The organism is Gordonia sp. PvP123, assembly GCF_040547295.1.
Lineage (GTDB): Bacteria > Actinomycetota > Actinomycetes > Mycobacteriales > Mycobacteriaceae > Gordonia > Gordonia terrae.
In genome coordinates this window covers 113,691-128,704 of sequence record NZ_JBEPPN010000005.1, presented here as the reverse complement: position 1 = coordinate 128,704, position 15,014 = coordinate 113,691, and the positions used below count along the sequence as shown (strand labels likewise).

15 protein-coding genes are annotated in these 15,014 nt (G+C 67.7%); 11 read left to right on the top strand and 4 right to left on the bottom strand.

Annotation, left to right across the window (positions count from 1 at the left end; translation table 11 throughout):
- Positions 1-34: 34 nt before the first annotated feature.
- The gene (locus tag ABIC25_RS10905; protein ID WP_354561665.1) at positions 35-379 is read left to right on the top strand and encodes a TadE family type IV pilus minor pilin; all 345 of its coding nucleotides are present in this window, start codon (positions 35-37) and stop codon (positions 377-379) included.
- Positions 376-747, top strand: a complete 372-nt coding sequence (locus ABIC25_RS10900) for an Rv3654c family TadE-like protein (protein WP_239401930.1) — start codon at positions 376-378, stop codon at positions 745-747. The genes ABIC25_RS10905 and ABIC25_RS10900 overlap by 4 nt, the downstream gene beginning before the upstream one ends.
- A gap of 16 nt (positions 748-763) precedes the next feature.
- Here the strand turns inward: ABIC25_RS10900 and ABIC25_RS10895 are convergent, their stop codons facing one another.
- Positions 764-1,315 (bottom strand): hypothetical protein, encoded by a 552-nt coding sequence (locus ABIC25_RS10895; RefSeq protein ID WP_004022108.1) that lies wholly within the window; start codon positions 1,313-1,315, stop codon positions 764-766.
- On the bottom strand, positions 1,308-3,635 hold the full coding sequence (locus tag ABIC25_RS10890; protein WP_101820993.1) for a DEAD/DEAH box helicase: 2,328 nt from the start codon (positions 3,633-3,635) through the stop codon (positions 1,308-1,310). Before ABIC25_RS10890 ends, ABIC25_RS10895 begins: the two co-directional genes overlap by 8 nt.
- 338 nt (positions 3,636-3,973) lie before the next feature.
- On the opposite strand from ABIC25_RS10890, the gene ABIC25_RS10885 reads away from it, so the two are divergent.
- From ABIC25_RS10885 to topA, 3 genes are all read left to right on the top strand, one after another.
- Positions 3,974-4,177 (top strand): cold-shock protein, encoded by a 204-nt coding sequence (locus ABIC25_RS10885; RefSeq protein WP_004022110.1) that lies wholly within the window; start codon positions 3,974-3,976, stop codon positions 4,175-4,177.
- Positions 4,178-4,381: 204 nt separating this feature from the next.
- Positions 4,382-4,966, top strand: coding sequence for a hypothetical protein (locus ABIC25_RS10880; RefSeq protein ID WP_004022111.1), 585 nt, complete (start codon positions 4,382-4,384; stop codon positions 4,964-4,966).
- A gap of 185 nt (positions 4,967-5,151) precedes the next feature.
- Positions 5,152-8,235: a type I DNA topoisomerase gene (gene topA, locus ABIC25_RS10875; protein WP_354561402.1), complete on the top strand. Its 3,084-nt coding sequence runs from the start codon at positions 5,152-5,154 to the stop codon at positions 8,233-8,235.
- Between the two features lie 15 nt (positions 8,236-8,250).
- Here the strand turns inward: topA and ABIC25_RS10870 are convergent, their stop codons facing one another.
- Positions 8,251-9,711 (bottom strand): adenylate/guanylate cyclase domain-containing protein, encoded by a 1,461-nt coding sequence (locus tag ABIC25_RS10870; RefSeq protein WP_101821047.1) that lies wholly within the window; start codon positions 9,709-9,711, stop codon positions 8,251-8,253.
- Between the two features lie 172 nt (positions 9,712-9,883).
- On the opposite strand from ABIC25_RS10870, the gene ABIC25_RS10865 reads away from it, so the two are divergent.
- The 4 genes from ABIC25_RS10865 (at position 9,884) to ABIC25_RS10850 (ending at position 12,453) form a co-directional block, all read left to right on the top strand.
- Positions 9,884-11,170 carry a DNA polymerase III subunit delta' gene (locus tag ABIC25_RS10865; RefSeq protein ID WP_248644471.1) on the top strand — a complete coding sequence of 429 codons (1,287 nt, stop codon included), beginning with the start codon at positions 9,884-9,886 and terminating at the stop codon, positions 11,168-11,170.
- Positions 11,171-11,210: 40 nt separating this feature from the next.
- Positions 11,211-11,651: an ArsR/SmtB family transcription factor gene (locus tag ABIC25_RS10860; protein WP_354561400.1), complete on the top strand. Its 441-nt coding sequence runs from the start codon at positions 11,211-11,213 to the stop codon at positions 11,649-11,651.
- Complete coding sequence (locus tag ABIC25_RS10855; RefSeq protein WP_101820988.1) at positions 11,648-12,172, top strand: SRPBCC family protein; 525 nt, start codon at positions 11,648-11,650, stop codon at positions 12,170-12,172. The genes ABIC25_RS10860 and ABIC25_RS10855 overlap by 4 nt, the downstream gene beginning before the upstream one ends.
- 101 nt (positions 12,173-12,273) lie before the next feature.
- Complete coding sequence (locus ABIC25_RS10850; protein WP_354561663.1) at positions 12,274-12,453, top strand: hypothetical protein; 180 nt, start codon at positions 12,274-12,276, stop codon at positions 12,451-12,453.
- A gap of 94 nt (positions 12,454-12,547) precedes the next feature.
- On the opposite strand, the gene ABIC25_RS10845 is transcribed toward ABIC25_RS10850, so the two are convergent.
- The gene (locus ABIC25_RS10845) at positions 12,548-13,390 is read right to left on the bottom strand and encodes an alpha/beta fold hydrolase (protein WP_354561398.1); all 843 of its coding nucleotides are present in this window, start codon (positions 13,388-13,390) and stop codon (positions 12,548-12,550) included.
- A 153-nt stretch (positions 13,391-13,543) separates the two neighbouring features.
- Here ABIC25_RS10845 and ABIC25_RS10840 point away from each other — a divergent pair, with 153 nt between their 5' ends.
- Positions 13,544-14,104 carry a TetR/AcrR family transcriptional regulator gene (locus ABIC25_RS10840; RefSeq protein WP_354561396.1) on the top strand — a complete coding sequence of 187 codons (561 nt, stop codon included), beginning with the start codon at positions 13,544-13,546 and terminating at the stop codon, positions 14,102-14,104.
- A 168-nt stretch (positions 14,105-14,272) separates the two neighbouring features.
- Positions 14,273-15,001, top strand: a complete 729-nt coding sequence (locus tag ABIC25_RS10835) for a phytanoyl-CoA dioxygenase family protein (protein WP_354561395.1) — start codon at positions 14,273-14,275, stop codon at positions 14,999-15,001.
- Positions 15,002-15,014 lie beyond the last annotated feature (13 nt).

The window sequence follows — 15,014 nt, the reverse complement described above, 5'->3', positions numbered from 1 at the left end:
ACGATTGCGACGCTTGGCCGTCGACGAATCGGGGATGGTGACCGTCGAGGCCGCGTACGCGATCGCCGCGATTGTCGTCACGGTGCTGATCGCGGTCGGCGCCATCGCCGCGGTGACCACGCAGATCCGATGTACCGATGCGGCACGAGAGGTGGCGCGACTGTCCGCCGCGGGGGATTCCTCGGCGCGGGAGGCCGCCCGGCGGCTCGTCGGTGACGCTGCACGCGTGTCGATCTCGGCCTCGGACGAGAATGTCGTCGTCGAGGTCAGGTCGGAGGTGGCGATGCTGCCGGGTCTGACGATGTCGGCACGGGCGGTGGCGGCGAAGGAGCCGACGGGTGCGGATCAGGTGATGTTCGCGCCGGGGGTCGGACCATGACGGCCGGCCGGGGACTGGTCGTGGACGATGACGGTCACGCGACGGTACTGGGTGCATTCACGATCGCGGCATTCGCCGCCGTCCTCGTGATGGTGATCTACGTCGGGGGCGCGGTGCTCGCCCGGCACCGGGCGCAGTCGGCGGCCGATCTGTCGGCACTGGCCGCGGCGATCGATCACGTCGCCGGCGAGGTGAATCCGTGTGCGGCCGCGCACGACCTGGCCGGCCGTCAACGACCCCGCGCAGAACTGGTCGGGTGTCGTGTCGACGGCGATGACGTGGTGGTGACGGTACGGGTGCCGGTCGAACTCGGAAGCCTCGGGACGAATCACGCCACCGCACAGGCCCGGGCGGGGCCGATCGACTGACGCCGCCGGGGCGGACTCATCCGAGCCCGTCCGAGTCGACGGCGATCTGCTTCGGGTACACGCGGATGGATTGCATGGGGGCAAACCACAATTGGTGAAAGTGAACCTCGGTGTCACCGCGGTACGCGAGTTCGAAGCCGTCGGTGCCGGTGTTCAAGGGAATCCACGACCGGGCAGCCCGAACGAACGACGACCAGTGGATGAGCTCGCCCTCGGTGAGGAAACCTCCTGCTGCTGCCCAGATCTCGCCGGATTGGGCATCGGAGGAAGCCAGATAGACCTCGCCGAGCGACGCGGTCACCCGTGGCCCGACCATCGCCGTCTGGAGGTACCACTGCGCCGTCGTCACGACGTCGGTGAACCCACCGGACCGGGCAGCGCACCAGGCGTAGTGGAGGTCCAGGGCGTCGAGTGCCTCCTCTTCGGAGAAGAATACGTCGCGTTCGCCGATGGAGGACGGCAACTGGTCGGTGTTCTGCGTCGGCCGGGCGAGCAGGAAGAAGGCACGGGAGGGGCGGGTGACCTGACGGTACGTGTGGGTTCCCCGGTCGGATGCCTCGTCATGCATGGGCCAAGTATTCCCGACGGAGAAGATCCAGGACGGCCACTGCGCCATTCTTGTCCAGCGGGTCGTTGCCGTTGCCGCACTTGGGGCTCTGGACGCAGGACGGGCAGCCGCTCTCGCACCCGCAGCCGGCCACCGCGTCCCGGGTGGCGTCGATCCAGGTCAGGAATGCCGAGTGCCCCCGTTCGGCGAAGCCGGCACCGCCCATGTACCCGTCGTAGACGAAGACCGTCGGCAGCCCGGTGTCCGGGTGGAGGTCGGTGGAGAGTCCACCGATGTCCCAGCGGTCGCAGGTGGCCACCAGGGGAAGGAGGCCGATGGCCGCATGCTCGGCGGCGTGGAGAGAGCCGGGGAGCCGGGTCTCGTCGATGCCGGCGTCGGCGAGCGACTCCGGTGTGAGGGTGTACATCACCGCGCGGGTACTGAGTGTCTGTTCGGGCATGTCGAGTTCGACGGCGTCGAGCACCTCGCCGGTCCGCAACGTGCGCAGATACCCCACGACCTGGTGCGTGACGTCGACCTCCACGAACGCGACCGTCAACGGACCGAACCGTCGGCTCGCGAGGGTTGCGGTCACGGTGACGTCGGTCGTCTCTCGCGCCGACGTCGTCCAGTCCGGGTCCTCGGGGTGTGTCAGCGCGAGACCGTCGTCGAGGTCGAGCTCGTCGACGAGATAGCTTTCGCCCTGGTGGATGTGGACGGCGCCGGGGTGCACCGTGGACATGGCCCGGCCGGTGTCGACCGTGCCGAGCAGTTGCGACGTCGTGGTGTCGACGATGAGGACCTGACCGCCGATGCCGCCGCGGATGTCGACGTCGGCGTGGGGTTCGGTCCCGGCGGTGACGTACCAGCCCGACTTGCGTTTGCGGAGCAGACCCTCGGCGGCGAGGTCGTGTGCCACGTCGTGTGCATTCCAGGCGTCGATCTCTGTGTCCGACAGCGGCTTCTCCATGGCAGCGCACAACAGGTGCGGGCCCAGGATGTAGGGATTGGCCGGGTCGGTGACCGTGGCCTCGACGGGCTTGCCGAGCAGCGACTCGGGGTGGTGCACGAGGTAGGTGTCGAGTGGGTCATCGCGCGCGACGAGCACGACGAGCGAATCGCCGGACTCGCGCTGGCGTCCCGCCCGTCCGGCCTGCTGCCAGAACGAGGCGACCGTGCCGGGATATCCACTGACGATCACGGCGTCGAGTCCGCTGATGTCGACGCCGAGTTCGAGCGCGTTGGTGGTGGCCACGCCGAGCAGTTCGCCGTCGGAGATGGCCTTCTCGAGACGGCGCCGGTCGTCGGCCAGATAACCGGCGCGGTAGGCCCCGATCCGGGACTCGAGCTCGGGGGCGCTCTGCGACAACAGGTGTCGCGCACTGAGCGCGGTGAGCTCCACGCCTCGTCGGCTGCGCGCGAAGCACAGTGTGCGAGCCCCCTCCACCACGAAATCGGCCAGCAGTCGCGCGGATTCGGCCCCGGCCGAGCGGCGCACCGGTGCGCCGTTCTCCCCGGTGACCACCGGCAGGAAGTCGGGCTCCCAGAGGGCGACGGTCCGCTCACCGCGGGGAGACCCGTCCTCGGTCACCGCCACCGCGGGCTCGCCGATCAGCCTTCCCAGCGCCTCCGCCGGCTCGGCGACCGTCGCACTCGCCCCGATGACGATCGGGTCGGCGCCTGCGGCCCGCGCGATGCGCAGCAACCGCCGCATCACCAGCGCGGTGTGCGAGCCGAACACCCCACGGTAGTGGTGACATTCGTCGACGACGATGAATCGAAGATGTCGGAAGAACTGTCGCCACCGGTGATGGTGGGACAGGATGCCGATGTGCAGCATGTCGGGGTTGGTGAAGATCCAGCGCGAATGCGCACGCGCCCACTGTCGGATCTCGGGGTCGGTGTCGCCGTCGTATGCGCACGGCTGCAGGTGCCCGAACTCCGGTCGTCCGGCGATGATCGACGACACCGCCCGGATCTGGTCGGCGCCGAGTGCTTTTGTCGGCGCGAGGTATAGCGCCGTCGCATTCTTTTCGTTCAGCAAAGCAGTGAGAATGGGCATTTGATACGACAGGGATTTGCCCGATGCGGTACCCGTGCAAATAGCGACATGATTTCCGTGGAATGCGGCGTCGGCCGCGCTCGCCTGATGAGTCCACACCTTCTCGATGCCGTTGTCGGCGTAGGCGTCGATCAGCGGTTGCGGCACCCATTCCGGCCACTCGACGAAAGATGCTGAGCGCGACGGGATTACCGACAGGTGGGTGAGGGGGGAGGGGTCGGCGTCGGAACCCGCGAGGGTCCGGGCCAGTAGTCCTGTCCCGAATGTGGAGTACTGCATCTTCTGGTGACAACTCTTCGAAATAGTGTCGCGGCTTCAGGTCTCCTGACCTGCGGCGATGTTACCGGCTGATGTCGTTGCTCTGAAGTTTGACGAGGTTTTGACTCACTTTGGTTCGTGTGACTATCGCTGGGGGGCCGAACATGATTGACTGGTTCCGGCCGCAGCTTTCGCGACCCACCGCCCGGTGGGCGACAAGCATGTTGCAGCCGTGGTACTGAGGTTAGTTTGGCGGATCGATGCAGATCTTCGCGGGGCTCTTTGAGGTATGGCGGTCGACCGGCCACGACACGATGACCCATCGTGTCGCGACAGTTGATATGTAAAGGATTGCAAGAATGGCACAGGGAACTGTGAAGTGGTTCAACGCGGAAAAGGGCTTCGGCTTCATCGCGCCTGATGAGGGTTCCGACGACGTGTTCGTCCACTATTCCGAGATCCAGGGATCCGGTTTCCGCACCCTCGAGGAGAACCAGCGGGTCGAGTTCGAGGTCGGACAGGGCACCAAGGGGCCGCAGGCCACCGGCGTTCGCGCCGTCTGAGAACACCCGCGTGTGACTGCACCACGCAGTCGGGGCAAACCACCGCTCCCGTTTCGATTCGTCGAGGCGGGAGCGGTTTGTTGTCCGTGCCCCACAATGCGCCTCTGTCCGCGCTCCCATACCTCCTCCTTCGTCGTGCCGATCACCGATTGCTCCCTGGGAAACCTCCCACCGGTTTCCGAGACACACCACTAGTCTCGACTCGTGGGCCAGTTGTCGTTTTTCTCTGCCGAGACCGAACAGCCCGCGTACGCCGATCTCGCGGGGTTGCTCGCGGCGCACGGACAGTCCGTCCGCTCCGAAACCGGTACGCGGGTCTCGATCGTGGTGGCCGACCGCTGGCGGGCCGAGCAGATCGTCGTCGAGATGCGTGCGGCCGGACTCGACGCCGAGTCGACGGCGTCGGACGAGGGCACTCCACTGGCACGCACCGCCTCCTGTCATGAACTGGACCCGCTGCACAAGGCATGGTCGGCGGGAGCGGTGAAGGCGATGCCGTCCGGCTGGGTTCCGAGTTACCGGGCATTGCGTCTGTGGGTCATCGCCGCAGGCCACCTGGACGACGGTCGCTACCAGCTCGGTTTGGATCCGCACGCCCCGGAGTCGCACGCCGCGCTCGCCACCGCGCTGATGCGTGTCGGCATCGCGCCCACCCTGGTCGGTACGCGTGGGCATTCGCCGGCACTGCGGATCGCCGGCCATCGGCGACTGTCGCGCCTGCACGAGTACGTCGGAGTGCCGCCCTGCGCCGAGGCCGTCGCGGACTGGCCGCCGGTGGACGAGCATTAGCCATCCCACACTCGAGGCTCTGAACTGGTAGAACGTGTCAAAGTGCCGGCGGATCCGTCGCTCGCTGGGGTCCGGCGCGGAATTCAGATGTGCAAACGGCGCTATACATAAGGTACAAACCCATCGAACACACCTGAACTGACACGCAGGAACGTTCTCCACCCAGTCAACCAAAGGACGCCCCGGTGGCAGAGACCAGCACCGCATCCCGCTCGAGTGGGGCCACCCGACGCCTCGTGATCGTCGAGTCGCCGACCAAGGCCCGCAAGATCGCCGGCTACCTCGGGTCGAACTATGTGGTGGAGTCCTCCCGCGGGCACATCCGCGACCTCCCGCGCGGCGCCGCCGACGTGCCGGCCAAGTACAAGGGTCAGCCGTGGGCCCGTCTCGGGGTCAACGTCGACGAGAACTTCGAGCCGCTGTACGTGGTGTCGCCCGACAAGAAGTCCACCGTCAGCGAACTCAAGTCCCTGATGAAGGACGTCGACGAGCTCTACCTCGCCACCGACGGTGACCGCGAGGGGGAGGCGATCGCCTGGCATCTCCTCGAGACGCTCAAGCCGAAGATCCCGGTCAAGCGCATGGTGTTCCACGAGATCACCGAACCGGCCATCCGGGCGGCCGCGGAGAATCCGCGTGACCTCGACATCGACCTCGTCGACGCGCAGGAGACCCGACGCATCCTCGACCGCCTGTACGGCTACGAGGTGTCGCCGGTGCTGTGGAAGAAGGTCATGCCGAAGCTGTCGGCAGGCCGCGTGCAATCGGTGGCCACGCGGATCATCGTCGAGCGCGAACGCGAGCGCATGGCGTTCGTGTCAGCGGAGTACTGGGACATCTCGGCGACGATGGATGCCGACGCAGATGCCGGTGTCGGCAACCCCCAGACCTTCAAGGCGCGGCTGGTCAACGTCGACGATGCCCGGGTCGCCACCGGCCGCGACTTCGAGTCCACGGGTGCGCTGAAGAAGTCCGACGGGGTGATCGTGCTCGACGCCGACCGCGCCGAGGGGCTGGCGGCCGGTCTGCGGGGCGCGGCGATGACCGTGACGTCGGTCGAGGAGAAGCCCTACACGCGTCGTCCGTATGCGCCGTTCATGACCTCGACGCTGCAGCAGGAGGCCGGCCGGAAGCTGCGCTTCACCTCTGACCGCACGATGCGGATCGCGCAGCGCCTGTACGAGAACGGCTTCATCACCTACATGCGTACCGACTCGACGAGCCTGAGCGAGTCGGCGATCAACGCCGCCCGCGCGCAGGCCCGCGAGCTCTACGGCGACAACTTCGTCCATCCGACGCCCCGGCAGTACACCCGCAAGGTGAAGAACGCTCAGGAGGCGCACGAGGCGATCCGGCCCGCCGGCGAGACCTTCCGTACCCCCGGCCAGGTCGCCGGGCAGCTCGAGGCCGACGAGTTCCGCCTCTACGAGCTGATCTGGCAGCGCACCGTCGCCTCGCAGATGGCCGATGCCAAGGGCACCACGCTGAGCCTGCGCATCGCGGGGATTGCCTCCAGCGGAGAGCGCGCGACGTTCGCCGCGTCGGGCCGCACGATCACCTTCCCCGGCTTCCTGTCGGCGTATGTCGAGACGGTGGACGAGCAGAGCGGCGGCCAGGCCGACGACGCCGAGAACCGGCTCCCGCAGCTGACCGAGGGCCAGTCGCTGACGGCGACCGACCTGACCGCGGACGGTCACTCGACCAACCCGCCCGCACGCTTCACCGAGGCCTCGCTGGTGAAGGTGCTCGAGGAACTCGGCATCGGCCGCCCGTCGACCTACGCCTCGATCATCGGCACCATCCAGGACCGCGGCTACGTGGTGAAGAAGGGCAATGCCCTCGTGCCGTCGTGGATCGCCTTCGCGGTCGTCGGGCTGCTCGAGGCGTACTTCCAGAGCCTCGTCGACTACGACTTCACCGCGACCCTGGAGGACGACCTCGACCAGATCGCGACCGGCAACGAGAACCGGACGAAGTGGTTGACGGAGTTCTACTTCGGCGATGACCACCCGGGTGCCGACGGCGAGAACCGTTCCGCCCATTCGGCGATCGCGCAGTACGGCGGACTCAAGAAGCTCGTCGGCGTCAACCTCGAAGAGATCGACGCCCGGCAGGTCAACTCGATCCGCCTGTTCAACGACGAGGAAGGGCGTCCGATCTACGTGCGGGTCGGCCGATTCGGGCCGTACCTGGAGCGCAATGTCGCGACATCGCCCGACGCCGAGCCGGATCTGCAGCGCGCCAACCTGCCCGCCGACATCACACCGGACGAGCTGACTCTCGCGATCGCCGAAAAGCTGTTCGCCACACCGCAAGAGGGCCGCTCGCTGGGCACGGACCCGGCAACGGGCCACGAGATCGTCGCCAAGGAAGGCCGGTTCGGTCCGTACGTGACCGAGATCCTGCCGTCGGACGACGATGACGACGACGGCGACACCCCGGCGACCATCCCCGCGGGCCCGACCCCGCGCGATGGCGGGGCCGGCGGTGGCACCGGCGGTTCCGATTCCGCCGACGGCGACGTCGTCCCGCTCGACGCGCCGGGCGGCGGCACGGCGACGAAGACGAAGCCCGCGGCCAAGAAGACCGCGAAGAAGGCTGCGAAGAAGGCCGGTCCCAAGCCGCGCACCGGCTCGCTGTTCAAGACGATGGACATCTCGACGGTCACGCTCGACGATGCGCTGAAGCTCCTGTCGCTGCCGCGTGTCGTCGGCGTCGACCCGGAGTCCGGCGACGAGATCACCGCGCAGAACGGCCGGTACGGTCCGTACCTCAAGAAGGGGTCGGACTCGCGGTCGCTCGGTTCCGAGGAGCAGCTGTTCGAGATCACCCTCGACGAGGCGCTGAAGATCTACTCCGAGCCCAAGCGTCGCGGTCGGCAGGCCGCCGCACCGCCGCTCCGTGAACTCGGCAAGGACGACGAGGTCAGCGGCAAGCCGATGGTCATCAAGGACGGCCGCTTCGGACCGTACGTGACCGACGGCGAGACCAACGCGAGCCTGCGCAAGGGCGACGAGGTCGCCTCGATCACGCCGGAACGCGCGATGGAACTGCTTGCCGATCGGCGCGCGCGCGGCCCCGCCAAGAAGGCCACGAAAAAGGCGGCCAAGAAGGCTCCGGCCAAGAAGGCCGCGGCGAAGAAGACGGCGGCGAAGAAGACGGCGGCCAAGAAGACCACGGCGAAGAAGACGACCGCCAAGAAGACGGCAGCGAAGAAGACCACCGCGAAGAAGACAGCTGCGAAGAAGGCGACCCCGGACGCCGAGTGACGCCCGGGGCGTCGCTCAGGCCGACCGGTCCGGCTCGAGATGCGGGCGCGCGAGAAGCGTCTCGATCCCGCGGCCGCGGAGTTCGACGCCCTCGCCGATCTCCCAGTGCTCGGCTTCCTCGTGCGACGCCAAGAACACCGCGCGGGCGGACCCGAGGACGCGTGTGGGCTCGTCTTTGGCGAGTTCGGTCAGGCGGGCCGCCTCGTTCACGGGGTCGCCGATGACCGTGTACTCGAGTCGCTGTTCGGCACCGATGTGACCGGCGATGGCCTTGCCGGCCGACACCCCGATGCCGATGTCGGTGTCACCGAGGGTCTCGTACAGCTCGGCCCGCAACTCACGCGCAGAGGCGAGCGCGCGGCCGGCGAAGTCGTCGAGGTCGAGCGGGGCCCCGAAGATCGCGAGCGCCGCGTCGCCCTGGAACTTGTTGACGAATCCGCCGTGGCGTCCGACGACGCCGACGACGACCCGGAAGAACTCGTTGAGCAGCTCGACGATCTCGCGCGGTGGCCGATTGACCGCCAGTCTCGTCGAGCCGACGATGTCGACGAACAGGACGCCGACATAGCGCTCCTCGCCGCCCAGCTCGGTGCCGGTCTCGATGGCGCGCCGGGCGACATCCTCGCCGACGTAGCGGCCGAACAGGTTGCGGAGCTGCTGACGTTCCCGCAGATCGGCGACCATGTCGTTGAAGCCGGCCTGCAGCAGGCCGAGGTCGCTGCCGTCGTAGATCTTGACCGCGACGTTGAGGTCGTTCTCGCTGACCTTGGCCTGCGCGCGGCGCAGCTGTTTGATCGGATCGTTGATGGCGGCCACGACGCGCACGATCGCGATGACGCTGAACGCCAGTGCGGAGATGGCCATCCACAGGATCGGGCGTTCGAGGCCGGTGGAGTCGGCCTCGATGATCCCGAGCCGGTGGAGCACGATCATCCCGATGATCACGAGCATCGGCGCCACGACGCTGATCACCCAAAAAGCGGTGATGCGGGTGGTGACACTGGGCGCGATCGCGTTGTCGGGATTGTTGGCCATCGCCGCGACGGTGATCGGCCGCATGACCTTCTCCGCCTGCATGTAGCTCAGCGCACACGTCACCATCGCGCCGATCGTGCTGGCGATGGCCACGATGAAGGCGTTCTTCGACGACACGGTCAGGTTGACCAGTGTGAACAGCGTGCCGCCGACCACCCAGAGCGCGGCGTTGACCGCGGTCAGCAGCATCGGCAGAGCGAGTGCGCGGCGTCGCGCGGCCTCGTTGTCGAGCCGGGTGCGGCGCCGATGCCAGATGAGCACCGGTAGGGACAACTGGATGCTGGCGAAGCCGCCGATCACCATGGCGATCAGCAGGTAGGCCGCGAAGATGACCTGGTTCAGCGCGGTGATCTCGTCGAGGCTGATCGAATCCTGGATCGGCATGCCGAAACGCAGGAACGCGAAGGTGAACAGTGCGCCGACGAGATTCGCCCGCAACATGTCGAGCGCGAGAATCGGCCACGGCGTATGAATCAGCCATCGGGCCAGATGCAGGCCCTTTGACCACCGCGACCGTTGTTGAACCACGGAGACCACGGTAGCTGGCTGCTTGCAATCGTTAAACACGGTTCCGTGTCTCAGGCGTGTCCGAACTGCGGATTAGGGTGTTGCTGTGACAAATGTCTTCGATCGGCTGACCGGGCAAGAGGCCATCGCCGACGATCTGCGGGCGGCCGCGCGCGCCGCACGGGTTCTGGCGGCGAGGCTCGACGCGGGGGCCTCGGCCGACCTGTTCCTCGCCGACGATGAGATCCCGGCCGTCGACGCGGGATGGTCGCGGGCATCGATGACCCATTCGTGGTTGTTCACGGGGCCGCCGGGCAGCGGCCGGTCGGTGGCCGCGCAGTGCTTCGCCGCGGCGCTCCAGTGCCAATCGCCCGATGCCGCGAACATCGGCTGCGGCGAGTGCCGCGCCTGCGTCACCGTGATGGCCAAGACCCACGCCGACGTCCGCCATGTGGTGCCGGAAGGATTGAGTCTCGCCGTGGGGGCCATGCGGGACATCGTCCAGGCCGCCGCCCGCCGGCCGGGGACGGGACGCTGGCAGATCGTCATCGTGGAGGACGCCGACCGACTCACCGAGCAGGCTGCGAATGCGCTGCTGAAGGTCGTCGAGGAGCCGCCGTCACGAACGGTCTTCCTGCTGTGCGCGCCGTCGGTCGATCCCGAGGACATCTCGGTGACCCTGCGGTCGCGCTGTCGGCACGTCGCGCTCGTCACGCCGACGACCGCAGACATCGAGCGGGTTCTCGTCGAGCGGGACGGCCTCGACCCGGAGCAGGCGAGATGGGCGGCGTCGGTGTGCGGCGGACACATCGGTCGCGCGCGCCGGCTGGCGACCGACCCGGAGGCGCGCACGCAACGCGAGAAGGCCCTTGGGCTGGCACGTGCCGCCTCCCGGGACTCGACCGCGTACGCCGCAGCCGAGGAGCTGGTCCGGTCGGCCGACGAGGCTGCCAAGGCGATCAGTGCCGAACTCGACGTGGCCGAGACCGAGGAGATGAAGACCGCGCTCGGTGCGGGCGGTACCGGCAAGGGCACTGCGCGGATGCCTCGCGGTAGTGCCGGCGCGCTCAAAGAACTGGAGAAGCGGCAGAAGTCGCGGGCCACGCGCGTCGGCCGCGACGTCCTCGACCGCGCGCTCGTCGACCTCGCCGCGCTGTTCCGCGACGCACTCGTCGTCGGGGTGGGCGCGCAGGTCACCGCGATGCACCCGGACAAGGCCGACGACCTCGCGAACCCGCTCGCCGGCTACGCCAGGCCCGAGCAGCTGCTGCAGTGCGTCGAGGCGGTACTCGCCTGCCGTGAGGCCCTCGACATGAACGTGAAGCCGAAGTTCGCCGTCGACGACATGGTCGCGCGGATCGGGCTGGCGCTCGCGCGTCCGATTCGAACGTAGGCACTTCCCGCATTGGTAACTCGTATGTTACCAATGGGGTGTGGATGAGTTCGAGGCGATCGCCGATCCGGTGCGTCGAGCCCTCATCGAGCGGCTCGCTCGAGGCCCGGCGCGTGTCGTCGACCTCGCGGCCGACCACCCGATCAGCCGGCCCGCGATCTCGCGACACCTCCGGGTGCTGGGTGAGGCCGGCATGACGACCGTCGTCGATCAGGGGCGCGAGCGACACTACGAACTCGCACCTGGTGCGCTTGCCCCGGTTCGGGCCTGGCTCGACGCCGTGGACTCGGAGGTTGCGAACTCGGAGGTTGCGGGCTCGGAGGTCGTCGAGCCGAGATTCGACGATCGCCATCTCGATGCGCTCGACCTCGAGGTGCGACGCACCGTGCGCGAACGCGGCAAACCCGAGGCTGATGCCGAATCGCTCGATTCCGCTCCCTCACTTACAGATTCGATCAAGCGACACGAGGAGACAGGATGAGCGCCGACGTCACGGCCACGGGCCGTCGAGAGATCCGGGCCGGTGTGCCCCACGTCGTACTGGAGCGCACCTTCACCGCGCCTGTCGACGCGGTGTGGGCGGCGATCACCGAACCGTCCCGGCTCGAGCGGTGGATCGGCACGTGGGCGGGAGATCCGGCCGACGGTGTCGTCGACTTCCGGATGACCGCCGAAGGGGACGACGTGGAGTCCGAACGGTTCTCGATCCTGGAGTGCGATCCGCCGCGTCGGCTCGTCGTCGAGTCGAAGTCGCCCGGCGGCGACGGTGACGGCGATGTCTGGCGGCTGGAGCTCGATCTCATTGAAGCCGATGGGACAACCACTCTCACCTTTGCGCAGGGGTTACCGAGACCGGACTCGGCCGAGAACGTTGGTCCAGGGTGGGAGTACTACCTCGATCGTCTGGTCGCAGCCGAGGGGGGCCGCAGTGTCGCCGAGGTCGACTGGGATGCCTACTACCCGGCCTTGGCGTCGTCGTATGAGGCCATGTTCCGGGACTGATCCGGTCGCGCTCGTTCGTGATCGCCGAAAGGCGACGAGCGCCGGGACCTATCATGAGTTCATGGTCGCGCCGCGACCGGACTATGAGCGAGGAGCAGACGATGTCGGACTTCATCCGCAAGATCAAGGAAGATGCCAAGGCCGTCTCGGCTGCCATCGATCAGGAACTGACGGTGCTCGAGGGTGTGCCGGGTTACGACCCCCTCGCCGACAACAAGGACACGGACGCGTCCGACGAGACCGCCGAGGGCGCGGCCCACGTCGAGGGCGACGCCCGGTAGGGCTCAGACGCCAAACGGCCGCCGGATGGGAAACCATCCGGCGGCCGTCCTGCTCACTGAGGGTGTGCTCGCTGCTGAACCCACCCCGGGGCGCTCACTTCTGAACGAACCCCAGCAGCGCCTCGTTCACCTCGGCGGCGTGAGTCCAGAGCAGGCCATGGGGGGCGTCGGGGATCTCGACGTACTCGGCGTCCGGGACGGCCTGGTGGAAACGCCGTCCGCTGGCATCGATCGGCAGGATGTTGTCCGCGGTGCCGTGCAGGATCAGCGTCGGCTTGCCCGAGTCGCGAACGGCAGCAACATCTTCGCGGAAGTCTTCGATCCAGGTGGGGACGACCGCGTAGGCGGCGACCGGTGCGCTGCTGACGGCGGTGTTCCAGTTCGCGTCGACGACCTCCTGCGTGATGCGGGTGCCGAGATTGTCGTCGAGGTTGTAGAAGTCCTTGTAGAACTGGGTGTACCAGGCGTAGCGGTTCTCCTTGGCCGCCGCGGCGATGCCCTCGAAGACGGAACGGTCGACGCCTTCGGGGTTGCCGTCGGTCTTGACCAGGAACGGCTCGAGCGAGGCCAGGAACGCGAACTTCGCGATGCGGTCCGTGCCGTGGTTCTTGGCGTAGCGGGCGAGTTCGCCGGTGCCCATGGAGAATCCGACCAGGATGACGTCGCGGAGGTCGAGCGTGGTCAGCACGGTGTCGAGGTCCGCGGCGAAGGTGTCGTAGTGGTAACCGGTGCCGACCTTGCTGGATTTTCCGAATCCGCGACGGTCGTACGTGATCACGCGGTAGCCGGCGTCGATGAGCTCGCGCGCCTGCAGCTCCCAGCTGTTGCCGTCGAGCGGGTAGCCGTGGATCAGCACGACGGCCTGGCCTGCGCCGTGATCTTCGTAGTACAGCTCGATGTCGGTCGAGTTCTCGGTGCCGACTTTGATGTAGCCCATTTGCGATCACTTCTCTCTGCTGAGGCGACCGATCGAGATCGGGATCGGTGCGGCGGGCGGGAGAACGGTCGTTCTCGCCGGTGATTGCTACACTAGAGAACGATCGTTCCCCGCGCAACCCCTGCGTGGGAACCGGCTGAAGAGGAGTTCCGGGTGACCGACACAGTGGACCCGCGAGAGCAGGTGGTCCGTGCCGCTGACCAGCTGTTCAACGCGCACGGCGTCCACGCTGTCGGGATGGACAAGGTTCGCGATGCCGCGGGGGTGTCGCTCAAGAAGATCTATTCGATGTTCCCCTCGAAGGAGGCGCTGATCCTCGCCGTGCTCGAGGACCGCACCCGGCAGTGGAACGCCGGGATCGCCGCGTGTGCGGACGGCCTCTCGGCGCCTCGGGACAAGCTCCTCGCCGTGTTCGACTTCCTCCTCGAGTGGTTCGGCACCGACGAGTTCCGCGGGTGCGCGTTCATCAACGCCTACGGCGAGCTCGGTGCCGAGATGCCGTCGGTCGCCGCGGCGGTTCGCGCCCAGAAGGCCGACTTCCAACAGTATGTCGCCGGCCTGGTCGCCGAGTTGGGCGCGCCCGACGGCCTCGGCGCGCAGCTGTCGATCCTCGCCGAGGGCGCGCAGACCACGGCGGCGATCGCCGGCTCGGTCCGGGCTGCCGACGACGCGCGCGCCGCCGCCGAGATCCTGATCGACCAAGCTCTGCGTTGATCGTGCGTCGATTCCCGTTGATCGTGCGTCGTTTCTCGTCGATCGGGCGTCGATTCCCGTCGACTGTGCATCGTTCGTCAGGGTGACAACGACGGCGTTCGCTCATGACGGCCGGGCCGGATGGGAAAACCGCTCGCGCCGGAACGTGATCGATGCGACGCTGCGACGATGGCCGACCCCAACCCGTCCATCGCCGAGACCTTCATCGAGAACGGCTTCGTCAAGATCGAGCGTCCGTCATTGCGGAGCGCGGCAGACCGTGCGCGGGCGGGTCTGTGGGCGCAACTGGGGTTGTCCGAGGACGACTCCGCGGGCTGGACCGAACCGGTGCGCTGGGCGTCGGACATGGTGGGCGCCGGCCCATTCGGAGTGCTCGCCAACAGCGCGGAGCTGACCGAGGCGCTCGACGCGATCTGCGGCGTCGGTGGGTGGACGCCCCGGGGCGCCCTGGGCAACATCCCGGTCCGTTTTCCGCTGCCGCCGACGGTCGATGACCGTGGCTGGCACATCGACGCCAACACGCCGCGCGAGGACGGGTCATGGGTGGTGAGCCGACGCCCCCATACCGTGTTGATCCTGACCCTGCTGTCCGAGGTCGGGCCGACCGATGCGCCGACCCGAATTCGGCTGGGATCGCACCGCGATGCCGTCGATGTCCTCACCGACGACGGGCAGAGTCCGTTCGACGTCGGCCCGTCGGTCGAAGCGGCGAGCCGTGACCGCCCGATTGCCTTCGCGACCGGCAACCCGGGTGACGTCTACGTGGTCCATCCGTTCACGGTGCACGCGGCCGACGAACATCGCGGCGCCACACCGCGATTCATGGCCCAGGGGCCGGTGATGCTCGCCTCGCCGTTGTCCGCGGACTCGGCCGGGCCACTCGCGTGCGTGTTCTGAGGCCGACGATGAA